At 62.7% G+C, this 21,081-nt stretch carries 23 protein-coding genes and 1 pseudogene; 14 read left to right on the forward strand and 10 right to left on the reverse strand.

Annotated elements, in window-relative coordinates:
* Together NKJ06_RS05045 and NKJ06_RS05050 are read right to left on the reverse strand one after the other, a co-directional pair.
* Complete coding sequence (locus NKJ06_RS05045) at positions 1–795, reverse strand: glycosyltransferase family 2 protein (RefSeq protein ID WP_352627685.1); 795 nt, start codon at positions 793–795, stop codon at positions 1–3.
* 224 nt (positions 796–1,019) lie between these two features.
* Entirely contained in the window at positions 1,020–1,499 is a 480-nt protein-coding gene (locus NKJ06_RS05050; protein WP_352627686.1) for an Lrp/AsnC family transcriptional regulator, read from the reverse strand.
* A gap of 247 nt (positions 1,500–1,746) precedes the next feature.
* Here NKJ06_RS05050 and trxB point away from each other — a divergent pair, with 247 nt between their 5' ends.
* Complete coding sequence (gene trxB, locus NKJ06_RS05055; RefSeq protein WP_352657065.1) at positions 1,747–2,721, forward strand: thioredoxin-disulfide reductase; 975 nt, start codon at positions 1,747–1,749, stop codon at positions 2,719–2,721.
* A 78-nt stretch (positions 2,722–2,799) separates the two neighbouring features.
* Positions 2,800–3,696: a LysR family transcriptional regulator gene (locus tag NKJ06_RS05060; protein ID WP_352627688.1), complete on the forward strand. Its 897-nt coding sequence runs from the start codon at positions 2,800–2,802 to the stop codon at positions 3,694–3,696.
* Between the two features lie 67 nt (positions 3,697–3,763).
* Here the strand turns inward: NKJ06_RS05060 and NKJ06_RS05065 are convergent, their stop codons facing one another.
* Together NKJ06_RS05065 and NKJ06_RS05070 are read right to left on the reverse strand one after the other, a co-directional pair.
* Positions 3,764–4,261: a methyltransferase family protein gene (locus tag NKJ06_RS05065; RefSeq protein ID WP_352627689.1), complete on the reverse strand. Its 498-nt coding sequence runs from the start codon at positions 4,259–4,261 to the stop codon at positions 3,764–3,766.
* Between the two features lie 730 nt (positions 4,262–4,991).
* Positions 4,992–7,043: an elongation factor G gene (locus NKJ06_RS05070; RefSeq protein ID WP_352627690.1), complete on the reverse strand. Its 2,052-nt coding sequence runs from the start codon at positions 7,041–7,043 to the stop codon at positions 4,992–4,994.
* A gap of 310 nt (positions 7,044–7,353) precedes the next feature.
* Here NKJ06_RS05070 and NKJ06_RS05075 point away from each other — a divergent pair, with 310 nt between their 5' ends.
* Complete coding sequence (locus NKJ06_RS05075; RefSeq protein ID WP_352627691.1) at positions 7,354–7,749, forward strand: (R)-mandelonitrile lyase; 396 nt, start codon at positions 7,354–7,356, stop codon at positions 7,747–7,749.
* Positions 7,750–7,970: 221 nt separating this feature from the next.
* Here the strand turns inward: NKJ06_RS05075 and NKJ06_RS05080 are convergent, their stop codons facing one another.
* Complete coding sequence (locus NKJ06_RS05080) at positions 7,971–8,117, reverse strand: hypothetical protein (RefSeq protein WP_352627692.1); 147 nt, start codon at positions 8,115–8,117, stop codon at positions 7,971–7,973.
* Positions 8,118–8,250: 133 nt separating this feature from the next.
* A complete protein-coding gene (locus NKJ06_RS05085) occupies positions 8,251–9,453 on the reverse strand; it encodes a pyridoxal phosphate-dependent aminotransferase (protein WP_352627721.1) in 1,203 nt (400 codons plus the stop codon).
* A gap of 220 nt (positions 9,454–9,673) precedes the next feature.
* Between NKJ06_RS05085 and NKJ06_RS05090 the strand changes: the two genes are divergently transcribed.
* The 3 genes from NKJ06_RS05090 to NKJ06_RS05100 all read left to right on the forward strand — a co-directional run bounded on the left by NKJ06_RS05090 (position 9,674) and on the right by NKJ06_RS05100 (position 12,136).
* Positions 9,674–10,567 (forward strand): EAL domain-containing protein, encoded by an 894-nt coding sequence (locus NKJ06_RS05090; protein ID WP_352627693.1) that lies wholly within the window; start codon positions 9,674–9,676, stop codon positions 10,565–10,567.
* Positions 10,564–11,412: an EAL domain-containing protein gene (locus tag NKJ06_RS05095; protein WP_352627694.1), complete on the forward strand. Its 849-nt coding sequence runs from the start codon at positions 10,564–10,566 to the stop codon at positions 11,410–11,412. Before NKJ06_RS05090 ends, NKJ06_RS05095 begins: the two co-directional genes overlap by 4 nt.
* A 115-nt stretch (positions 11,413–11,527) precedes the next feature.
* Positions 11,528–12,136 carry a glutathione S-transferase family protein gene (locus NKJ06_RS05100; protein ID WP_352627695.1) on the forward strand — a complete coding sequence of 203 codons (609 nt, stop codon included), beginning with the start codon at positions 11,528–11,530 and terminating at the stop codon, positions 12,134–12,136.
* A gap of 124 nt (positions 12,137–12,260) precedes the next feature.
* On the opposite strand, the pseudogene NKJ06_RS05105 reads toward NKJ06_RS05100, so the two are convergent.
* The 3 genes and pseudogenes from NKJ06_RS05105 to NKJ06_RS05115 all read right to left on the reverse strand — a co-directional run bounded on the left by NKJ06_RS05105 (position 12,261) and on the right by NKJ06_RS05115 (position 13,196).
* Positions 12,261–12,514: pseudogene (locus NKJ06_RS05105) on the reverse strand (hypothetical protein).
* On the reverse strand, positions 12,511–12,711 hold the full coding sequence (locus NKJ06_RS05110) for a hypothetical protein (protein ID WP_352627696.1): 201 nt from the start codon (positions 12,709–12,711) through the stop codon (positions 12,511–12,513). The pseudogene NKJ06_RS05105 and the gene NKJ06_RS05110 overlap by 4 nt, the downstream one beginning before the upstream one ends.
* A gap of 272 nt (positions 12,712–12,983) precedes the next feature.
* On the reverse strand, positions 12,984–13,196 hold the full coding sequence (locus tag NKJ06_RS05115; protein ID WP_010910991.1) for a cold-shock protein: 213 nt from the start codon (positions 13,194–13,196) through the stop codon (positions 12,984–12,986).
* A 277-nt stretch (positions 13,197–13,473) separates the two neighbouring features.
* Here NKJ06_RS05115 and NKJ06_RS05120 point away from each other — a divergent pair, with 277 nt between their 5' ends.
* Positions 13,474–13,803, forward strand: a complete 330-nt coding sequence (locus NKJ06_RS05120) for a hypothetical protein (RefSeq protein WP_352627697.1) — start codon at positions 13,474–13,476, stop codon at positions 13,801–13,803.
* 13 nt (positions 13,804–13,816) lie between these two features.
* Here NKJ06_RS05120 and NKJ06_RS05125 read toward each other — a convergent pair whose 3' ends face one another.
* Positions 13,817–14,386 (reverse strand): methylated-DNA--[protein]-cysteine S-methyltransferase, encoded by a 570-nt coding sequence (locus NKJ06_RS05125; RefSeq protein ID WP_352809284.1) that lies wholly within the window; start codon positions 14,384–14,386, stop codon positions 13,817–13,819.
* 181 nt (positions 14,387–14,567) lie between these two features.
* Here NKJ06_RS05125 and NKJ06_RS05130 point away from each other — a divergent pair, with 181 nt between their 5' ends.
* The 7 genes from NKJ06_RS05130 (at position 14,568) to NKJ06_RS05160 (ending at position 20,941) form a co-directional block, all read left to right on the forward strand.
* Positions 14,568–15,470 carry a transglycosylase SLT domain-containing protein gene (locus NKJ06_RS05130; protein ID WP_352627699.1) on the forward strand — a complete coding sequence of 301 codons (903 nt, stop codon included), beginning with the start codon at positions 14,568–14,570 and terminating at the stop codon, positions 15,468–15,470.
* Positions 15,471–15,679: 209 nt separating this feature from the next.
* Entirely contained in the window at positions 15,680–16,948 is a 1,269-nt protein-coding gene (locus NKJ06_RS05135) for an ABC transporter substrate-binding protein (protein WP_352627700.1), read from the forward strand.
* A gap of 52 nt (positions 16,949–17,000) precedes the next feature.
* On the forward strand, positions 17,001–17,963 hold the full coding sequence (locus tag NKJ06_RS05140) for a carbohydrate ABC transporter permease (RefSeq protein WP_352627701.1): 963 nt from the start codon (positions 17,001–17,003) through the stop codon (positions 17,961–17,963).
* Position 17,964: 1 nt separating this feature from the next.
* Entirely contained in the window at positions 17,965–18,789 is an 825-nt protein-coding gene (locus NKJ06_RS05145) for a carbohydrate ABC transporter permease (protein ID WP_352627702.1), read from the forward strand.
* Positions 18,790–18,988: 199 nt separating this feature from the next.
* Complete coding sequence (locus tag NKJ06_RS05150; protein WP_352809285.1) at positions 18,989–19,417, forward strand: lysozyme inhibitor LprI family protein; 429 nt, start codon at positions 18,989–18,991, stop codon at positions 19,415–19,417.
* 139 nt (positions 19,418–19,556) lie between these two features.
* Complete coding sequence (locus NKJ06_RS05155) at positions 19,557–20,300, forward strand: DUF899 family protein (RefSeq protein ID WP_352627704.1); 744 nt, start codon at positions 19,557–19,559, stop codon at positions 20,298–20,300.
* Positions 20,301–20,395: 95 nt separating this feature from the next.
* Positions 20,396–20,941, forward strand: coding sequence for a DUF4142 domain-containing protein (locus NKJ06_RS05160; RefSeq protein WP_352627705.1), 546 nt, complete (start codon positions 20,396–20,398; stop codon positions 20,939–20,941).
* The last annotated feature ends 140 nt before the right edge of the window (positions 20,942–21,081 follow it).

Here is a 21,081-nt window from a genome sequence, read left to right on the forward strand (position 1 = left end):
TCACACCGGATCGTTGTCTCGCCAAGCCTCATAAAGCTTGGCCTCGGTGGCGAACGAATACACCATCACCATCATCGAATAGACGAAGCCGTGCCGGCCGCACAGGAAGTAGCGCTTAGCCAGGTAGAACTTCAGGAAGTTGCCGAGCGGCGACAGCACCAGTTTTATCAGGCCGGGCTTCTTGCCCCGTTCGACCAGCGTGGCAACCTTGAGGCTGGAATAGGTGTTGGCCCTGGCAAGGTCCTCGGCGATAGTCATTTCGCGGCGGTGCAGCACCACGCCATTTTCAATCGTGCCGGTTTTGCCCGGCACCTCGAATGATTCATGGACCCGCAAGTTGAGGTCCATGGTGGCCTTGTCACGGCGGAAAAGGCGCAGCAGCCTGTTGTGCAGCACCCAGCGGTGCGCATAGCCATAGCCCTTCAGCTTGTCGCGGCGTCTTACGTACCACCCGTCGAAGGCATTATTGCGAGGCTGCGTCACGTCCATGATCGACCGCCTGAGCAGATCGTCGATGGCCTCGTCGGCTTCAATCGAAAGGCACCATGGTTGCGTGGCCTGATCGAGCGCGAATTGCCGCTGGCGCGGAAAACCGGGCCAATCGTTGTGAAACAGCCTTATTGGGTAGCCCTTGGCGACGAACTCCTGAACGACATCCAGGGTGCTGTCCGTCGAACCTGAATCGACGACGACGATCTCGGCGCAGAAGTCGACGCTTTCCAGGCACTGACCGATCATGTCGGCTTCGTTCATGCAGATGATGAGCGCCGAAACGGGGCTAGCAAATCGAGTCATGATCTCACCCCGCGGCACCCTGTTCTCGGAATTTGCGCTGGTTGCGCCATCTCTTTTTTAGCAATCCCGGACGGAAACCGTTACACATTTTTCCCGGAATTGCTCCAGGAAACCCACCAGAGCGGGCACGGCAAAACGATCCGGCTTTCTACACGAGAGGCTATCGAACGCCAAAGCGGCCCTGGTGTGGCGAAGCCGAGAATTCGCATCGCCGTTCGACCGGCTCAAGCCTGTGCGAACGAGACCAGCCCTTCGTCCTTGACCCGGCGGATGGTGAGCGCGGTGCGCACCGTGTCGACATTGGGGGCAGAGGTCAGTTCCTCGATGACGAAGGTCTGGAAGGCGCCGAGGTCGCTCGCCACGCAATGCAGCAGGAAATCGGATTCGCCCGACACCATCCAGGCGTCGCGCACGATCGGCCAACCTCGGGTGCGCTCGGCAAAGATGCGCAGCTCGGCGTCGGCCTGGTGATGAAGGCCGATCAGGCAGAAGGCGACGACATCGAGACCGAGCGCCGGCGCGTTGAGCAAGGCGCGGTAGCCACGGATGATTCCGGCTTCCTCCAGCCGCTTGACGCGGCGCAGACATGGCGGCGCCGAAATGCCGACGCGGTTCGACAGTTCGACATTGGTCATGCGGCCGTCGCCCTGCAGTTCGCGCAGGATCTTCCAGTCGATGGCGTCGAGGTCGGCCTTGAGCGGCATGAGGGCTCTCGAGAAGTCAGCGGCAACGCGCAAGAATCTTGCGTGATTTTGTAATTAAACGACTTCGCTGTCCATTCCATCCCTCGCCCGGAATTTTTCGGGATCAAGCGGGGGTAGGGTGCGACAAAGCTTTCCGGGGACGAACGCCAACTTGCCTTGCTGGCGTCGTGGGCAACACTTACATTACGCGCGATAGCGACGAGTTTTCCATGCCGTAATTGCCGGCAGCCCTCCACAGAGGCTTTAGATGACCACCAAGCACGCGCCCGTTCTCATCATCGGATCCGGCCCGGCCGGCTATACGGCGGCGGTCTACGCCGCCCGCGCCATGCTGAAGCCGATGCTGGTCGCTGGCCTGCAGCAAGGCGGCCAGCTGATGATCACCACCGATGTCGAGAACTATCCCGGCTTCGCCGACCCTATCCAGGGTCCGTGGCTGATGGAGCAGATGCTGAAGCAGGCCGAGCATGTCGGCACCGACATCATCAACGACATCATCACCGAGGTCGATCTCAACGTACGGCCGTTCCGCGCCAAGGGCGATTCCGGCACCACCTACACCGCCGACGCGCTGATCATCGCCACCGGCGCGCAGGCCAAGTGGCTGGGCATCCCGACCGAACAGACCTTCATGGGTTTTGGCGTCTCGGCCTGCGCCACCTGCGATGGTTTCTTCTATCGCGGCAAGGATGTCGCGGTGATTGGCGGCGGCAATTCGGCGGTGGAGGAGGCGCTCTATCTGTCGAACCTCGCCAAGAGCGTGACGGTCATCCATCGGCGCAGCGATTTCCGCGCCGAACGCATCCTGCGCGAGCGGCTCCTGAAGAAGGACAATGTCCGCGTCATCTGGGACACGATCGTCGACGAGATCACCGGCCGTCCCGGCAAGACGCCACTGCCGCCTTCGGTCGAAGGGCTGAAGCTCAAGCATGCGGTGACCGGCCAGGAAACGCACCTCAAGGTCGACGGCGTGTTCGTGGCGATCGGTCACGCACCGGCGGTCGAACTGTTTGCGGGCAAGCTGAAGCAGAAGCCGAACGGCTATCTGTGGACGGCGCCGGATTCGACCCGCACCGACGTGCCCGGCGTGTTCGCGGCCGGCGATGTCACCGACGACATCTATCGCCAGGCGGTGACGGCGGCGGGGCTAGGCTGCATGGCCGCACTCGAGGCGGAGAAATATCTGGCCGGTATCGAAGTGCACCGCGAAGCGGCCGAGTAGAGAGTTCAGAAAGCGGCTTAGAAACGCCGTGTAAAAGCCTGATTTTTCATTCAGACGCCAAACAGAACGAGGGGAATCATGGCGTTGGACTGGGACAAGCTTCGCGTCTTTCACGCTGCGGCGGAAGCGGGGTCGTTTACCCATGCGGCCGAGACACTGCATCTGTCGCAATCGGCGATCTCGCGGCAGGTCAGCGCGCTCGAGCATGATGTCGGCGTGCCGCTGTTCAACCGCCATGCCCGCGGGCTGGTGCTGACCGAACAGGGCGAAATGCTGTTCCGCACGGCGCATGACGTGCTGATGAAGCTGGAGACCATCAAGTCACGGCTGACCGAGACCAAGGACCGCCCCTCCGGCGTGCTCAGGGTGACGACGACGGTGGGTCTGGGCGCCGGCTGGCTGACCGAGCGGGTGCAGGAGTTCATCGAGCTTTACCCCGAAATCAGCCTGCAACTGATCCTCGCCAACGAGGAACTCGACCTCACCATGCGCCAGGCCGATTGCGCCATCCGTCTACGCCAGCCCCAGCAGCCGGACCTGATCCAGCGCCGCCTGTTCACCGTGCATTTCCACCTCTACGCGGCGCCTTCCTATGTCGCCAAGCACGGCAAGCCGGCTTCGGTCGCCGAGCTGAAGGCCCATCGCATCGTCACCTTCGGCGTGCCCGTGCCCGCGCATCTGTCGGAGCTGAACTGGCTGGAAACGGTCGGCGATTTCGAAGGCGGAAAAAGGGTGCCGACGCTGCAGATCAACGACATATTGTCGATCAAGCGCGCGGTGCAGGGCGGTGCCGGCATCGCCATGTTGCCCGATTACGTGATCAGCAAGGATTCCGACCTGGTGCAGTTGCTGCCGGAAACCGAAGTGCCGTCCTTCGACACCTATTTCGCCTATCCCGACGCGATGAAGAACCAGGCCAAGCTGCACGTCTTTCGGGACTTCATCATTGCCAAGGCCCGTAGCTGGTCGTTTTAAGGGGCATATCGATATTCAGGTGATGCGGCCTGACTGAACCTCAACATATCCCTGCGGCGGCGCTGCTTCAGCCCCGCCAGGGCGTCAGGCGAGGCAGCCAGCCCGGGACGTTGCGACGGTAGGTCTCGTATTCGGCGCCGTAGCGATGGGCCAATGTCGGCTCCTCGTAGAACCGCACGAAGGAGCCCATGGCGATCGCTCCGATGACGGCGTAGGCGACCAGCGTCCAGCTGGAGAATAGCAGCGCCTGGCCAAGAATGATCGACAGCACGGCGACATACATCGGGTTGCGGACATGGCGGTAGATGCCGCCGATCACCAGTCTCTCGGTCGGCGCGACCGGAGCGGGCGTGCCCAGGCCTTCGAGGGCAAAGCGGCCGAAGGCATGCAGGAGTGCGGCGATCGCGGCGACGATCAGGAGCCCGCCAACAGGGACAAAGCCCGGCAGGCTCGACCACGGCAAGCTCCAGCGATCGGTCAACAGCCAGGGCACCAGGCCGGCAACCACGCCGGGGGCTGCGATGAAGAAGGCCGCACTGCCGGCGATCGCCGAAAATGTCCGCATTGGCTGCTTCCTGCCTTATTGCCTTAGAAATGAACGCCTGCTGCCCGCTTCCACGTCATTGCGCAGTTTTGGCATTTCGAGCCGAAAACCAGCGACGATTGGCGATTCTGTAGTGGCAATCGCCCAGTTCAGCGCTCCATTTTGACGATTTTGCTGGTCCTATTGGGTCCTGGAATGGGTTAGACCACAGCCTGCGCCTTTTTGCATGCGTGTGTTGCAAAATAGATGCTTGTTTCTTGGGCATGATGAGCACATATATAGATCATCTCCTGGGCGCGTTCTCCTCCCATTAGCGCCCTCGAGTGTTCCCCTCTGGAGGTTAGCCTTAACAGGCACTTCCAATCAAACTCAGCCGGATCTTCGTTGATCCGGCTTTTTTGTTGCCTGTGCCCTGCTGGGGCGGCCAAAAAATCCATCAGAATTGCCACGTAACAGTGACATGTAACCTCGGGTAACATATCGCCGACGCCCGCGACCTGCTAAGTAGATCATAGGACGCGGTGTGGTTCGGACGGGAGATGGGGGCATCACTCGTACGGCCCGGGCTCAGGCGGCTACCGCGTCCGAACCGTTTCTCCGCCGAAGTTCGGCGGAACCAAATGCGGCGGACCTGCCGTTTTACCTCCCAAGGAAACGGTCCGCAAACAAAACGACGCCCGGTCCCCGCCGGGCGTCGTTTTCTTTTCTGCCCCTCGAACCGGGTTCGAGGGGCGTGTGATGGTGCTACGGGTCAGGCAGCCTTGCCGTTGGTGTTCATCGCGTCGTCGGCCAGGCGGCCGGTGAGTTCGGCCATGTGGTCGAAGACGGCGCGGTAGCTGGCAACGCCCGCCGTCGCGGAGCGCAGTTCGATGATCAGGTCGCCGATCTCGGCTTGCGGCATGGTCGCCTCGACGACATCCCATCCCGGCCAGTCAGGCCGCGCGTCATAGCCGAGGATCTGGCCGCGCCGCTGCGGGATGAGCGCGATGATCTTCGAGGTGGCGTCGGACGGCGTGACGATCTCGACCTTCATCACCGGTTCCAGCAGCACCGGCGAGCAGGCGGCCATGCCTTCTTTCATCGCCAGCCTGGCCGCCATCTGGAAGGCCATGTCGGAGGAATCGACCGCGTGATACGAGCCGTCCGACAGGTTGACGGCGACATCGACCACGGGAAAGCCGAGCGGCCCGGACTTCAGATAGTCGCGCACGCCGGTTTCGACCGACTGGATGTAGGTCTTCGGCACGACGCCGCCGGTGATGGTATCGGTGAACTGGAAGCCGGAGCCGCGCGGCAGCGGCTTGATCTCGATCACCACATCACCGAACTGGCCATGGCCGCCGGACTGCTTCTTGTGACGGCCGCGCTGCTGCGCCGGTTTGCGGATCGTCTCGCGATAGGGCACCGCGGGCGCATGGCCTTCGACCGGTATCTGGTTCTTGCCCTCCAGCCGTTCGCGCACGACGCGCAAATGCATCTCGCCATGGCCCGACAGCACGGTCTCGGCCGAGTCCTGGTTGTGGCGCAGACTGAGCGAAGGGTCTTCCTCGGCCAGCCGCTGGATGGCGGCCGACATCTTCACTTCGTCCTTGCGCTCCTTGGGGCGCAACGCGAAGGCGAAGACCGGCTGCGGCGGCTCGAACTCAAGCAGCGGCTTGATGCCGCCCTTGGCCGAACTCAGCGTCTGGCCGGTCTTGACCTCTTCCAGCTTGCCCAGCGCCACCGTGTCGCCGGCCTTGGCGATGGTGAGCTTAACCTGGTCCTTGCCAAGCATCCGGTAGATGCCGGAGACCTTGGCCGTATCGCCGCCGGGCAGCCAGAGTTCGGAGCCGTCGACGACCTGGCCGGAGAGGATACGCGACACCGACAGTTTGCCGCCATGCGGCGTGTGGATGGTCTTGATTACCTGGACCACGGTGGCCGCGCCGTCGGCTGCGCCGAGCCGCTTGCGGGTCGCCTCGATGTCGGGCGCGTCGTGACGGATCGCCTTCAAGAGGCGCAGCACGCCATTGCCTTTCTCGGCGGTGCCGATCAGCACCGGCGTCACCGCGCCGTCGCGCAGATCGGCGGCAAGGTCGTCGAAGACGGCGTCCTTGGGCGGCTCGATCTCTTCGAGCAACTGTTCCATCAACTGGTCGTCATGGTCGGCCAGCGTCTCCAGCATGGAGAAGCGCGCCTCAAGCTCGCGCGCCTTGTCGTCGCCCGGTATCTGAGCCACCTCGCTCTCGGCATATTCGCGATAGATGTAGGCACGCTCCAGCGCCAGATCGATCGAACCGATAACGACGCCGTCCTTGCGCAGCGGAATCTGGCGCAGTAGCAACGGCACCGAACTTGCCGGCTGCAGCATCTTCAGCGTGTCGCGCACGCCGGCGATTGCCTTGTCGACTTTGTTGAGAAACAGGATGCGCGGCACGCCGAGATCGTCGAGCTTGCGCATGATCAGCTGCAGGGCAGGGATCTTCTTTTCATCGGCCTCGGCAACGACCACGGCGAGGTCGCAGGCGGCCAGTACCGGTTCGGCCTCGAAGGAGAATTCGATGGAGCCGGGACAATCGACGAAAGTGATCTGCTCGCCCATGAATTCGGTGGTGGCGATTGTCGCCTCGACGCTCATGGCATGGGCGCGCGCCTCGGGCGAATGATCTGAAACGGTATTGCCTGATGAAACGGGATTTTGTCGGGGAATTGAGCCCGTACGGGCCAAGATGGCTTCGAGAAGTGTCGTCTTACCGCTTGCAAAGGGACCGACTATGGCAATGCATTTCGGTCCCGTGCGTCGTTCTCCGGCGCGAGTACCCATGACTGACCTCCACTCAGGCGTTTCCCGTAGGACCGACTGGCATGCATGGTTCAGGCTTGGTCAATCGGTCCTGAGCGGCGGCCGGCCTGTTCGACCGTCGCGGGCGGGGTTCTTTTCAAGCGCCACCTGCCCAAAGCCATCGTCCCACTTGTTTGCAGGCAGGGCAAGAAAAATAGAAATCCGGCGCTCTGCCGCGGACACGCGCCGACCGGACGCTGGAGTTGGCAGCCGGAAGCTGTTGCACGTTGGCTGATATCGGCCGAAACTGGAATGGGCGGCCTATCGCCCTCCGTTTCAAGGACCACCGACCATGAAGATCATTGCCTGCGGCAGCGTGCCGACCATCATAGCGCCAGAAAAATACTTCACCGGCCGGGTGCTGCAGACGCCGATCATCGAGAAAGAGGCGCCGGCGCAGCTGCGGGCCACGCTGGTCAGCTTCGAGCCGGGCGCGCGCACCCACTGGCACACGCATCCGCTTGGCCAGACGCTTTACATTACCGTGGGCGCCGGGCTTGCCCAGACATGGGGCAAACCGGTCCAGGAGATCAGGGCCGGAGACGTTATTTCCTTTGCGCCTGGCGAAAAGCACTGGCACGGCGCGGCGTCGAAATCGACGATGACGCATATCGCCATGCAGGAGGCGATCGACGGTGTCCATGTCGACTGGCTGGAAGCGGTGACGTCGGCGCAATATGGCGGCTGAGTGCCTATGCCGGCGGGTTCCACGCCGCGATGCTGACGGCGGCGATTGCCGCGTTTCTCACCATCGCTGCTGGTCGCCGTCCGAGGCGCGCTCGGCCAAAGAGGCGAAGCAAGAGGGCTGAGACGCATTGCAAACAAGAAAACCCGGCTTGAGCCTAGTTCGTAGCGAAATGTGGAATATTTATCGTTGCAAGGTCGGGCGGACAACTCTGACTTTTGTGCCTATAATAGAGTAAAATAAGCAACAAAACTGGCGATACTTGTCAAAAATATTGCAATCAACGCATATTCGGTGATTCGCCAGAGGCGGTTCTCTGGGCGAAGGGATCCGCCAAATCCACGACTTAAAATCTCTAGGAATTCCAGCATCAATACGCCTCCCGCCAGCTAGAATGCCGCCTCGCACAGTATCCTGTTCGCCTTAACTTCCTCCTGCCAACCCGCAACCACTCTGCCGTAAGGTCTGATTAGAGCGTTGCCATTTTCACGGTCAACTCTGTAATCAGGTCAGCGATGCCGTAAAGCGCTGGATACGCGTGCAGGCTTCTTCCAGCAGCGTCTCCGAGGTGGCGTAGGAGATGCGGAAGTTGGGCCCGAGGCCAAAGGCCGAGCCGAACACCACGGCGACACCCTCGGTCTCGAGCAGTTCCGAGCAGAAGGTCTCGTCGGTGTCGATCAGCTTACCGGCTTTGGTCTTCTTGCCGATCAGCTGGGCGCAGGAGGGATAGACATAGAAAGCGCCTTCCGGCGACGGACACGTGATGCCGCGCGCCTGGTTGAGCATCGAGACGACGAGGTCGCGCCGCCCTTGAAAGATCGCCTTGTTCCTGGCGATGAAGTCCTGCGGGCCGTTGAGCGCCTCGACGGAGGCCCATTGCGCGATGGTGCAGGCACCTGATGTCTGCTGGCCCTGGATCATGTCCATTGCCTTGATCAGTTGGACGGGACCGGCCGCATAGCCGATGCGCCAGCCGGTCATGGCATAGGCTTTCGACACGCCGTTCATGGTCAGCGTGCGCTCGTAGAGCTTCGGCTCGACCTCGGCGATGGTCTTGAAGACGAAATCGCCATAGGTCAGGTGCTCGTACATGTCATCGGTCAGCGTCCAGACATGCGGATGCTTCAACAGCACATCGGCCAGCGCCCTGAGTTCGGCCTCGGTGTAGGCGGCGCCCGACGGGTTCGACGGCGAGTTCATCAGCAGCCATTTGGTCTTCGGCGTGATCGCCTTTTCCAGCACAGCAGCGGTCAGCTTGAAGCCGTTGTCGATGGAGGTCTCGGCAAACACGGAGGTGCCGCCGCAGATCGCCACCATCTCGGGATAGCTGACCCAGTAGGGGCGCGGAATGACGACCTCGTCGCCCGGATTCAGCGTCGCCATGAAGGCGTTGAACAGGATCTGCTTGCCGCCGGTGCCGACGATGGTCTGCTCAGGCTTGTAGTCGAGATTGTTCTCACGCTTGAACTTTTTCGCGATCGCCTCGCGCAACGGCACGATACCCGAAACCGGCGGATACTTGGTCTCGCCACGGCGGATCGCCTCGATCGCCGCGTTCTTGATGTTGTCGGGTGTGTCGAAATCCGGCTCGCCGGCGCCGAGGCCGATAATGTCACGGCCGGCATTTTTCAGCTCACGCGCTTTCTGTGTCACCGCGATGGTGGCGGAAGGCTTTACGCGGGAAAGGGTGTCGGCAAGAAAGGCCATGACCTTGAACGTCTCCATGGAAGATCGGTGCGACCAGAAGCGGCCGCGGCGCTTCTCATGTCGCATGATTTCGCGCAGTGCAAGCATTGTCGGCTGATCCAGCCGTCAAGGAGCTGTGATCGGGACCCCGTGATCGGCAACAATAAATTCATTAACGAGCGGTAGAGGCTTGAGTGGCAGGATCGCAGACCAATTCCGCAAGGTCGCGGAGCGAGGAACCGTGTCGCGCAGCATCGGGCTTGCCCACATCATCCGTCAGGACGACGGCACCTCCACCGGTGTCTGGGGCATCTATACGCTGCAGAGCGCCTTCCAGCCGATCTTCGCCTTCAACGAAGGCAAGCTGTCAGTGGTCGCGTTCGAGGGACTGATCCGGCCGTTCCGTGACGGCGAGCCGCAATCGCCGATGAATTTCTTCTCGACCTGCCCAGCCGCCGACCGTCTGCATATCGAGGCGCTGACCAGGACGCTGCATCTTCTGAACGCCGGCGCCTGCCTGCCGCAGGAGGCGTCGATCTTCGTCAATTTCGACCCGTCGGTGTTCACCGAACGCACCGTTGCCGACGGTGCCTTGCGCGAAATGCGGCTGGTGCTGCATGAGGCCGGCATCGATCCGCGCCGGATCGTCTGCGAAGTGACCGAGCAGCGATCGGCATCGCAGGAAACCCTGCACAATTTCGTCGCGGCACTGAGGGCCAACGGCTTTCGCATCGCGGTCGATGATTATGGCGCCGACGATTCCGACATCAACCGTATCAAGGAACTGAAGCCGGATATCGTCAAGTTCGATGCCTACTGGATCACGCAGCTGATGGAATCAGGCGCCGGCTTCGCGCTTTTGACCACCATGGTGAAAAGCTTCGAGGAGCAAGGCATCCGCACGGTGTTCGAAGGCATCGAGGAGAGCTGGCAATTGGAGCTTGCCGAGAAATCGGGAGCGTCGATGGTCCAGGGTTTCGTGCTGGCGCGGCCCGAACTGGCGCCAACCAGTTTTCGCGTCTTCGACAAGACCAGGCAGGCACCCGTCGCCGCTGCCGCAGACACGGCTGCCCCTGCCGTGGCAACCCCCTCGGCGCAGCCGGTGAAGGCCTTCGGGCGCCGGGTGGCGCCATGAGGCTTGAGCGGCGGCGCAATGTCGGCGATGCGATCCAGGTCGATGAAATCGGTATCGCATACGGCATCCATGGCGAGTTCCGGCTGCGCAGCGCCTATCAGCCGATTTTCGCGCCGCGCGGCCGGTTCCTTCATGCTGTCGCGGTCGAAGCCCTGATCGAGCCGCACCGTGCCGGCCGCCCCGGTGCGCCACGGGTTTTCTTCGACAGCATTGCCGCCCCGGACCGGCTGTTTGTCGAGACCATGTGCCGGGCGCTGCACCTCATGAATTTTCGCAACATCGGCGTCGACGGACTCGACCTGTTCTTCAACTACAATCCGCTGATCAACGACCATCCCGGGCGGGCGCTGGCCGAGATCCGGCTGATGACCAGACGCCTCGGCGATTTCGGCCTGGCACCGGGCATGCTGGTCTGCGAAATCACCGAGCAGGCGGCCGATGACGCGCTTCTCGCCCGGCTGGTGCGCGAAATGCGGCATGATGGCATCCGCATCGCCATCGACGATTTCGGCACCGGGCACTCGACCGAGGAGCGGGTGAGCCTGCTCAGGCCCGATATCGTCAAGATCGACGGCGCCTGGTTCGCCGAGTTCTGCCGCCACGCCGCCGCCGAACGGTTCTTCCGCCCGCTGGTTTCCAGCCTGCATGATCGCGGCGCCAAGGTGCTGGTCGAAGGCATCGAGCAGCCCACCCATCTGCGCGTCGCGCTCGAAGGCGGCGTTGACCTGCTGCAGGGTTTTCTCCTCGCCCGTCCCGCGCTCGCCGGCACCATATTTGAGGAAAAGCCGTTGGTCATCGATACACTGCTGGGTACCGGTGGCAATGTCGTTTCGCTGTTCGGCTAGGGCGCCGGTATTCACACATCAGCGGCGCCGATCGTCGTACCAAAACAAATCATTGGTTGAGGACGCCGCCGCTGCGATAATCGCGGCAGCAGAGACAGCGCTCCGGGGAACAGCCATGATACTTTACGGCATGATCGACAGCGGCAATTGCTACAAGCCGCGCCTGCTGATGGCCAAGCTTGGCCTTGCCTTCACCAATGTCGAGGTGAGTTCGCACACCGGCGATACGCGCAAAGCCGATTTTGTCGCCAAGAACCCGAACGCCATGGTGCCATTGCTCGAGCTCGACGATGGCCGGCGGCTGGCCGAGTCTAACGCCATCCTGCTCTATCTCGCCGAAGGCACGCGATTCCTGCCGGCGGGCAGATACGAGCGGGGGCTCGCCTATCAATGGCTGTTCTTCGAACAGTACAGCCACGAGCCTTACATCGCCGTGCGCAAGGCGCTGCTGACTTTCCCTGAAAGAGCCGCGGATGCGACGCCGGAGCGGCTTGCGGTGACGCTGGAGCGCGGCAACAAGGCGCTCGGCGTGATGAACAGGCATTTGGAAAACAATGCCTTCTTCGCCGGCGGCGCGCTCAGCGTCGCCGACATCGCGCTCTATGCCTATACGCATACGGCGGAGCAGGGCGGCTTCCAGCTCGACGCCTATCCGGCGGTGGCCGCCTGGCTTGGCCGAGTGGAGGCTGATCCGGGGCACGTGCCGATCGAGTGGCTGCCTTAGTTTTGTCCTCACGCCGTCGGGGCTTCGCGGCTGCTCCGGACGGGGCGCGCCAACAGGCGCGACGCCCGGTCGGACTTGCGGCCTTCGGCCGAGGCGTGAATGGCTGCCTGAGTGAGATGATTGGCTATTTCAGGAGACGGTCGTAATCGGCATGGACGCCGATCCAGAACCAGATCACGTCATCATTGGTGCGGATGGCAACAGCCGGTAATTGTCGTCAACTCGCGCCGACCAATAGCGTCCGACCTGTTTGAAATGCGGTGATGGATGAAAGGGATCAGAACGCAGTCTGGCAAAACGCCTGTCAGCCTTTGCCCTGATGGGCAATGGCAGTTTTTCATAAGCCTCCCAGAACGATGGGGAGGCGACGTGATTCACAGAGGGCGCGTCCGGCCAGCGCGATGATCCGCCAGTGCCTGTTCGGCGAGCTTGTCCAATCGGCCCGCCTTCGCGTCGGCTTCGATCTGCCGGTCCCACATGTCCGCCCGAAGCGCCTCGAACCAAGTGGCAAACGCCTTCAGTTCCTCGGCGCTCAGTTCGGCGACGGATTTTTCGATTTGCTCGAGCTTGGTCATGGCGAATAGTACCACTAAATGGGTCAAAAGTACCACAAGTGGGACTATAGGTTCTGGCCGTGGCGTTTAAACCCCAGACAGCAAAAAAGGCGGGATAAATCCCGCCTTCCCATGCTTGGTAGCCTGATCGGGAGCGTCCGGTCCGGGCTGGCAGCTATCTGCTGATCCAGCTTGTCGGGTCTTCCACTCCAGCGCGCTTCTCGCGCGACTGTCAGTACATCCGTGACTTGCCGCGCGCCCCGGGCTCTCGCCCGGCGCGCGCTATCGCAAAATCAGGCTGCCTTGCTCAGAGATCCAGCGGACGACTTGCCAGTGCGGCGGTCCTGCTCGATCTCGAAGTTGATCTTCTGGCCTTCGACCAGGGTCGACAGTCCAGCACGCTCGACAGCGGAGATGTGGACGAAAACGTCCGCGCCGCCCGCGTCAGGCTGAATGAAACCGAAGCCCTTGGTGGCGTTGAACCACTTGACCGTTCCTGTTGCCATTTTAGATAGTCCTTCAACATTTGCTTTAGTTTGACCGGACCGAGGTCCAGCCGGTGTGCATCGAGATTTTGGAGATAGACGTCAGCAAACGCGAAGATCGCGAGGCCCGGATCGATCGGCCGAAATATCAATGGGAGGCATATAGGCTGGTTTCGCATAAAATACAAGACTGCGTGAGAAAGCCGTGATTGAGGTGCTGCCCAACGGCTGCCCCAATCTGCTGAAAACGTTGCGGCAGATCGCGCTGTCCTCGAGCGGCGGATCAGGGGAGAGGACCATGAAAACCATTCTGCTTGCCGCCTGCCTGACGCTGGTGGCCGCCGAAGCGCAGGCGATCTCGCGCTACGACCCGACCAGCATGGGCTGCGGCAAGGTTCAGGCGACGATCGCCCGGCAGGGCGCCGTCATCCTGCGCTACCAGTCGACGCGGGTGCCGGGATTGCCGCTTTACGACCGCTATGTGCAGAGCCAGCAATTCTGCACGATGGGCGAGGTGAGGACGCGCGCCTACGTGCCGAGTGCCGACACCAGGTCCTGCCCGGTCTACAACTGCAAGCGCCCGGACAATGACCGGCATTTCCGCCGGCGGTTCTTCCACAACAACTAGACACTTGTCCGCGTCAGAACCCGAACGAAACCTGCGCCGGTGGCGGCGGGCCGACACGCACGCCTTCCATGGCCAGCATCTTCTCCTTGGTGACCGAACCGCCCGGCGCCGAGAAGCCCCCGATCTTGCCGCCGGCGGCAAGGATGCGATGACAAGGGATGACCAGCGGCACCGGATTGGCGCCGAGGGCGGCCCCGGTTTCGCGGGCGAGCCCGGCATGGCCGGCGGTTTTGGCCAACTCGCCATAGGTGGTGGTTTCGCCGAAGCTGAGCCTTCGCGCTGCGTCGTAAATCGCGAGGCGGAAATCGTCGACCCCATCGAGATCGACCGGTACGCCGGAGAAATCGACGTCCTCGCCCGCCGCGTAGGCCTTGATCGCTGCGATCAGCTCGACCACCCAGGGCGGCTGGGCCGTGGAGGCGGAAACGCCGCCATGGCGCAGCAGGCGCCGCTCCACCGCTTCGCGGCTGCGTTCGGGCAGGCAGAGCCGGATCAGGCCCTTTTCGCTCCAGGCAATGCCCATGAAACCGATCACTGTTTCTAACACTGCGTGGCCGGCCGTGATCGAAGACGTGGTGTCCATGCTGCGTTCCTTTCCGCAAAGTGGCGAAAACCGGGATTCGTCCCAGTACATATCCAGAACAATATGGCATCAGAGGGCAAGTCTCGCCACCCGAAAACCACCTGATGGCCCCGATTGCCGCTCATGAATCGCTGGTGTAAGGGATTTCTTAACAACCCGACAAATCGGACCCGAGCGCGGCTTGCCAGCAAAACTCAACCTTATCGCGATCGGCGTGATCCTGGCCGCCGCCGGCATCAGCGGCTGCACGTCGACCTCGCAGATGAAGTCCGCACCTGCTCTTACTGAAACCGCAACCGTCGCCGGCACTGATGCCGGCTTCACCGTGCCGTTGCCGGAGACGGTTTCGGTGCTGCCTGAATCCTCCGGTATCGCACCCGTTCAGACGTCCGAGCTGCCGCTCGACCCCGCCGCACAACCGGCGGCGGTGACCGCCGCCTTTGCCGGTTCGACGCCGACGGCACCAGCCGTGCCTGCCGTAATGACCGCCAATGCCTGGCAGGCGCCTGCGCCGGCAAATGCGGGTGAGCCGGTCAAGCCGGCCGAGGCCTATACGACCGCGGGGCTCGTGATGCCGGCGACCGCCAAGGGCGACCGGATGCCCGGCGTCCAGCAGGTCGCCTATGTCGTGCCGCAGAACCCGGCCACTTTGGTGCAGGGTCCCATCGGGCCGACGGAAGAACGCTCGACGGGCGTGCGTGGCGATGTCGAGCGGCTGATCGAGAAATATGCCGCCCTCTATCAGGTGCCGGTGGATTTGGTGCGCCATGTCGTCAACCGTGAGAGCACCTTCAACCCGAAAGCCTACAACAATGGCCATTGGGGGCTGATGCAGATCAAGCACGCGACGGCGCGCGGCATGGGCTATGACGGACCGGCCAAGGGCCTGTTCGACGCCGAGACCAATCTGAAATACGCGGTCAAATATCTGCGCGGCGCTTGGCTGGTGGCCGGCGGCAACGCCAAGAAGGCCGACTGGCTCTACCAGACCGGCTACTATTTCGATGCCAAGCGCAAGGGCTTGCTCGAGGCAACCGGCCTTGGTGTCGACCGCCAGCGCCGCCGCCTGCAGCCCGACGCCTGAGCGCGATGCCTGAACCGCGTCCGCCGGCTTTGAACGGCTGCGCAAGATCCTCGACGAGACGCTGGTTCCGCCGCATGGCTGAAACCGTTCCAGCCGCGTGATTTGGGAACCCAAAGCGCCGCTCCGCATTCATTGCAAGGTGGGGTCTGACAAGCTGCCGGCGCGTGGGAGGATTTTCCGTCGCCGGCTGCGGAGGGACATCCACCATCATGAAGCTTTTTCACGCATTCCTGACGCTCGGCGTCGCCGCCATGCTGGTTGGCACGCCGGCGCGGGCCGTCGAGCTGTCAATCGTGTCGGGCGATACTGGCGATGGCATCAAGGTGCTGCGCGAGATCCTCGACCGTTACGAGAAAGACAGCGGCAACAAAGTCGGCATCGTCGTCATGCCGACGTCCGGGACCGACCAGTTCGGCCAATACCGGCTTTGGCTCGCTGCTGGAAACAGCGACATCGACGTCTATCAGACGGACGTGATCTGGGCGCCGCAGCTCGCCAGCCAGCTCGTCGATCTGACTGCCACGACCAAGGATGTCGTCGGCGCCCATTTCCCCTCGATCATCCGGTCGCAGACGGTCAATGGCAAGCTTGTCGCCTTGCCGATCTTCACCGATGCGCCGGCGCTCTACTACCGCAAGGATCTCCTCGACAAATACGGCGCCAAGGTGCCGGCGACCTGGAAGGAACTGGCAGACACCGCCAAGCTGGTCATGGACAAGGAGCGTGCGGCGGGCAATCGGGATATCTGGGGCTTCGTCTTCCAGGGCAATGCCTATGAGGGGCTGACCTGCAACGCGCTCGAATGGGTGATGTCGAATGGCGGCGGCCAGATCATCGAGCCGGACGGCTCCATCTCCATCAACAACCCGAAAGCGGCGGCGGTGCTCGATATGGTCAAGGGCTGGGTCGGGACCATCGCACCGCCCGGCGTGCTTGCCTACCAGGAAGAGGAATCGCGCGGCGTGTGGCAGACCGGCAACGCGGTGTTCATGCGCAACTGGCCCTATGCCTACGCGCTCGGCAACGGCGAAGGCTCGCCGATCAAGGGCAAATTCGACGTGGCGCCGCTGCCGGCCGGCACGGGCGAAGGCGCCCGACCGGTCGCGACCCTGGGCGGCTGGAACCTCGCCGTCTCCAAATATTCGAAGCATCCTGATGCCGCGATCGAGCTGGTCAAGTTCATCGCCTCGCCCGCGATGCAGAAATACCGCACGCTGAAGACGTCCAACCTGCCGACAATCCAGGCGCTGTATGACGATGCCGACATCGCCAGGCAACAGCCGATTGTTCCGCGCTGGAAGCAGATCTTTCTCAACGCGGTGCCGCGCCCCTCGGCCGCGACCAGGATCAAATACAACGAGGCGTCGAGCCAGTTCTGGAACGCCGTTCACAACACGCTCTCGCGCGACGGCACTGCCGCCGACAATCTGGCCGACCTCGAAGCGATGCTGACCAAGATGAAGGGCGGAGGCTGGTGACGCGACGGTGCTGGGGCATCCGCCCGGCGGAACCGCAACGAGCGGGTGCGAGATGACAAGAATGGTACCTGAAACAGCCAGGGCTGCGCACTCGCCGCTGAAGGCACAGCGCGTTCGCTCGGCGTGGCTTTTCCTGGCGCCAATGCTTCTGGTGCTCGCCGCGGCGGCCGGCTGGCCGCTTGCCCGCACAATCTATTTCAGCTTCACCGACGCCTCGCTGGCCGACCTCGACGCGCGCCAATGGGTCGGCTTTGCCAATTATTTCTCGGCGTTCAGCATGCCGAGCGGGCGGGTCCTCTACGATGGTCTGCTCGTCGATCCGGTCTGGTGGCGTGCCGTCTGGAACACGATGCGCTTCGCGGTGGTCTCCGTGACCTGCGAGACGATCCTCGGCACGATCGTTGCGCTGGTTCTCAATGCCAAATTCCCGGGCCGCGGCATCGTCAGGGCGGCGATCCTGATCCCCTGGGCCATCCCGACGATCGTCTCGGCGAAGATGTGGCAGTGGATGCTAAACGACCAGTTCGGCATCATCAATGTGGTGCTGCTCAACCTCGGCCTGATCAGCGGCAAGATCGCCTGGACGGCCAACGCCGACACAGCGATGGCGGCGATCCTCATCGTCGATATCTGGAAGGCGACACCATTCATGACGCTGCTCATCCTGGCCGCGCTGCAGATGCTGCCGAGAGAGATCATCGAGGTCGCCAGGCTCGACGGTGCCAACCCCTGGCAGATCTTCTGGCGGGTGACCTTGCCGCTCATCCGCCCGGCGGTGATGGTGGCGGTGATCTTCCGCGCGCTCGACGCGCTGCGCATCTTCGACCTGATCTATGTGCTGACGCCCAACAATGTGCACACCAAGTCGATGTCGGTGTTCGCCCGCGAGAACCTGTTCGAGTTCGACAAGTTCGCCTATGGCTCCGCCGCCTCGACCTTGCTCTTCCTGATCCTCGCTTTGCTCACCATCGTCACCATCCGGGTTGGCCGGATCAGCCTGGACGGAGGCCGCTGACATGTGGATCCTGAAGCGCACGGCCTTTTATCTGCTGGTCGGCGGAATCGTCTTCGTCGCGGTGTTCCCGTTCTACTACGCCATCGTCACCAGCCTGAAATCGGGAACCGATCTGTTCCGCGCCGATCTCTGGCCGACGACGGTCAGTCTTGCCAACTACCGGAATGTGCTGACCGAGGGCAGCTTCGTGCGCAACCTCATAAACTCGCTGTTCGTCTCGGGCGCGGTCGTCGCGCTGTCGCTGTTGCTCGGCGTCACATCAGCCTATGCGCTGGCACGCATCCGCTTTCGCGGCCGCTCGGCCCTGCTGTTCACCATCCTGTCGGTGTCGATGTTCCCGCAGGTGGCGCTGCTGGCCGGGCTGTTCGAACTGGTCCGCATGTTCGGCCTCTACAATTCGCTGTTTGCGCTGATCTTCTCCTATATGATCTTCACCTTGCCCTTCACGGTCTGGGTGCTCACCACCTTCGTCCGCGACCTGCCGGTCGAGGTCGAGGAGGCGGCGATCCTCGACGGCGCGACGCCGTGGATCATCATCACGCAGGTGTTCCTGCCGCTGATGTGGCCGGCGCTGGCGACCACCGGGCTGCTGGCCTTCATCGGCGCGTGGAACGAGTTCCTGTTTGCCTTGACCTTCACCTCCAACAACGCACAGCGGACGGTGCCGGTGGCGATCGCGCTGCTCTCCGGCAACTCGCAGTTCGAGATCCCCTGGGGCAACATCATGGCCGCATCGGTGATCGTTACCGTGCCGCTGGTGGTGCTGGTCCTGATCTTCCAGCGCAAGATCGTCTCCGGCCTCACCGCCGGTGGCGTCAAGGGGTGAGGCGGCTGTCATCCTGCGGCGTGTTTTGCCGAGCCGCCCTGAGAATCCTGTAGGTACGAGAATCCGGCAAGCATGAGAATCCGGCAAGTAAAGGAAATGTCCACCAAGGCGACAGACTGGGTCTTGCCGCCAACAGATCGGGCGTTAAGCTTCGATCTTGCAGTCCCATGGGCGCGGGATCAACTGAAACCGGAGAAACATGATGCGGCTGTTGCTTTCCAGAACCGGCCTCACCACCCTGATCCTTGCCATTCCGCTCTATGCCGGCACGGCAAGGGCCGATGACTGCGCCAATGCGCAGGACCAGGCGACCATGAACGAGTGTGCGGGCAAAGCGTTCAACGCGGCCGACGCGAAGCTCAACGATGCCTACAGGCAGATCGAGGGCCGGCTGAAGGGCGAGGCGGCGTCGAAGAAGCTGCTGGTCGATGCGCAGCGCGCCTGGGTCGCTTTCCGTGACGCCGAATGCAATTTCCAGGGTGGCCCGCGCGATGAAGCGGGCAGCATGTATCCGATGGTCGTCGCCTCGTGCCAGGCGTTTCTCACCAACAACAGGCTGAAGGACCTGCAAGGCTACCTCAATTGCACGGATGCCGATACGGACTGCCCGGTGCCGGCAGCCCAATAGGGTTCGTCGCCACTCCGGGAAGGCATGCTGCTTCGTCGCCGCGCTCCGTGCAAAAATGTCGGAACCGATCGTCGCCAGACGTCCTTGGGTCGTAGAGCAACCGCGCCGGGACGCCGGCGCGACGACCAAGGAGACGATCATGATCACCTTCCCCAACGAATCCGCCAGATACCGCACCGCGCGCGAAAAGCTGCTGCAGAAGGAAATCGTGCTGCGCCGCGCCATGGAGGACGTGGCCGAGGCACGGCGGGCACTGCCGCCGGGCGGGCTGATCCGCCAGGACTATGAGTTCGACGGGCTGGATGCCGAAGGCAAGTCCGCCAAGGTGAAACTGTCGGAGCTGTTCGCGCCCGGCAAGGACAGCCTGATCCTCTACAACATGATGTTTCCGCGTCACCCGCAGGAGAAGCGCGATGTAGCCGCGAGCGGCGGCACGGCGAAGCTTGCGCGACAGGACCAGCCATGCCCGTCCTGTACGGCGCTGCTCGACCAGGTCGACGGCGCGGTCGGCCATCTCCAGGCCGCCGGCTTCAATTTCGTCGTGGTGGGCAAGACCGCGCTCGAAAACCTGGTCACGCTCGGCCGCGACCGGGGCTGGCGCAACATGCGGCTGGTGTCTTCGGCTTCCAACAGCTTCAAGCGCGACTACAATGCCGAGGATGCCGACGGCGCGCAGATCCCGCTGCTGTCGGTGTTTCATCGCGATGCGGATGGTATCCGGCATTTCTGGTCGTCCGAGCTCGGCTTCGCGCCGCCGGAGCCGGGCCAGGACCCGCGCGCCATCGGCACCTGCGAGATCCTGTGGAACCTGATGGATTTCACGCCGGAAGGCCGGCCGAACTGGCACGAGCAGCTGCAATATGGCGAGGCTTGCTGCCATTGAGGTGCCATCGTTTGGGGAGAAAAAAGGTCCGCGCAACTTCGTCGCTTTTACCGCGTTGGATTGTCCGAGGGATAGTTCAAACCCGGAGACATGCCATGAAGCCCCTTCTTGTCCTTACCGCGGCGGCATTGCTGGGCGGCGCGCCCGCCTTTGCCCAATCGACGACGGTCGCGCCGCTTGTCGCCACGACCAAGGTCGACACTTCGACCTTCATCAAAATGGTGCCAAGCGCCAATGAGTTCGAGATCCAGTCCAGCAAGCTCGCCGAGCAACAGGCGACCGACGCCGATGTCAAGGCGTTCGCCAAGCAGATGGTAACCGATCACACCAAGGCCGGCGAGGATTTCAAGGCGGCTCTCAGCCAGGGCCAGACAACCTCGGCCACCGCACCTTCCGGTCCGGCATTGCAGCCCAAGGAGCAGAAGATGCTCGATGAGCTCAAGAGCACCAGCAGCGGTCAGTTCCAGGCGAAATACATCGAGATGCAGACCAACGCCCACAAGGAAGCCGTCGCGCTGTTCAGCGCCTATGCAAAATCGGGCGACGACCCGGCGATGAAGGAATTCGCCAAGAAGACGCTGCCGACGCTGAAGATGCACGAAAAGCACGTGAAGGAGCTGGCGGTCGCGCACCAGGGTTGAAGGCGGTCCCAGGTCGGGGGGGGGGCGGGGCCCCCGCCCGCCGGGCCGCCCGGCCCCCCCCCCCGCGGGGGGGGGGGGGGGGGGGGGTGTTTGGTTGGGGAAGGGGGGCCGGGGGGGGGTGGGGTTTTGCAAGAGACCAG

Source organism: Mesorhizobium sp. M0293 (assembly GCF_040321735.1).
In the GTDB taxonomy this organism is placed as follows: domain Bacteria; phylum Pseudomonadota; class Alphaproteobacteria; order Rhizobiales; family Rhizobiaceae; genus Mesorhizobium.

Coding starts and splice junctions, on each gene's coding strand:
- NKJ06_RS05045 (WP_352627685.1), bottom strand. CDS start 795: ATGACTCGATTTGCTAGCCCCGTTTCGGCGCTCATCATCTGCATGAAC.
- NKJ06_RS05050 (WP_352627686.1), bottom strand. CDS start 1,499: ATGCCGCTCAAGGCCGACCTCGACGCCATCGACTGGAAGATCCTGCGC.
- trxB (WP_352657065.1), top strand. CDS start 1,747: ATGACCACCAAGCACGCGCCCGTTCTCATCATCGGATCCGGCCCGGCC.
- NKJ06_RS05060 (WP_352627688.1), top strand. CDS start 2,800: ATGGCGTTGGACTGGGACAAGCTTCGCGTCTTTCACGCTGCGGCGGAA.
- NKJ06_RS05065 (WP_352627689.1), bottom strand. CDS start 4,261: ATGCGGACATTTTCGGCGATCGCCGGCAGTGCGGCCTTCTTCATCGCA.
- NKJ06_RS05070 (WP_352627690.1), bottom strand. CDS start 7,043: ATGGGTACTCGCGCCGGAGAACGACGCACGGGACCGAAATGCATTGCC.
- NKJ06_RS05075 (WP_352627691.1), top strand. CDS start 7,354: ATGAAGATCATTGCCTGCGGCAGCGTGCCGACCATCATAGCGCCAGAA.
- NKJ06_RS05080 (WP_352627692.1), bottom strand. CDS start 8,117: ATGCTGGAATTCCTAGAGATTTTAAGTCGTGGATTTGGCGGATCCCTT.
- NKJ06_RS05085 (WP_352627721.1), bottom strand. CDS start 9,453: ATGGCCTTTCTTGCCGACACCCTTTCCCGCGTAAAGCCTTCCGCCACC.
- NKJ06_RS05095 (WP_352627694.1), top strand. CDS start 10,564: ATGAGGCTTGAGCGGCGGCGCAATGTCGGCGATGCGATCCAGGTCGAT.
- NKJ06_RS05100 (WP_352627695.1), top strand. CDS start 11,528: ATGATACTTTACGGCATGATCGACAGCGGCAATTGCTACAAGCCGCGC.
- NKJ06_RS05110 (WP_352627696.1), bottom strand. CDS start 12,711: ATGACCAAGCTCGAGCAAATCGAAAAATCCGTCGCCGAACTGAGCGCC.
- NKJ06_RS05115 (WP_010910991.1), bottom strand. CDS start 13,196: ATGGCAACAGGAACGGTCAAGTGGTTCAACGCCACCAAGGGCTTCGGT.
- NKJ06_RS05120 (WP_352627697.1), top strand. CDS start 13,474: ATGAAAACCATTCTGCTTGCCGCCTGCCTGACGCTGGTGGCCGCCGAA.
- NKJ06_RS05125 (WP_352809284.1), bottom strand. CDS start 14,386: ATGGACACCACGTCTTCGATCACGGCCGGCCACGCAGTGTTAGAAACA.
- NKJ06_RS05135 (WP_352627700.1), top strand. CDS start 15,680: ATGAAGCTTTTTCACGCATTCCTGACGCTCGGCGTCGCCGCCATGCTG.
- NKJ06_RS05140 (WP_352627701.1), top strand. CDS start 17,001: ATGACAAGAATGGTACCTGAAACAGCCAGGGCTGCGCACTCGCCGCTG.
- NKJ06_RS05145 (WP_352627702.1), top strand. CDS start 17,965: ATGTGGATCCTGAAGCGCACGGCCTTTTATCTGCTGGTCGGCGGAATC.
- NKJ06_RS05150 (WP_352809285.1), top strand. CDS start 18,989: ATGATGCGGCTGTTGCTTTCCAGAACCGGCCTCACCACCCTGATCCTT.
- NKJ06_RS05155 (WP_352627704.1), top strand. CDS start 19,557: ATGATCACCTTCCCCAACGAATCCGCCAGATACCGCACCGCGCGCGAA.
- NKJ06_RS05160 (WP_352627705.1), top strand. CDS start 20,396: ATGAAGCCCCTTCTTGTCCTTACCGCGGCGGCATTGCTGGGCGGCGCG.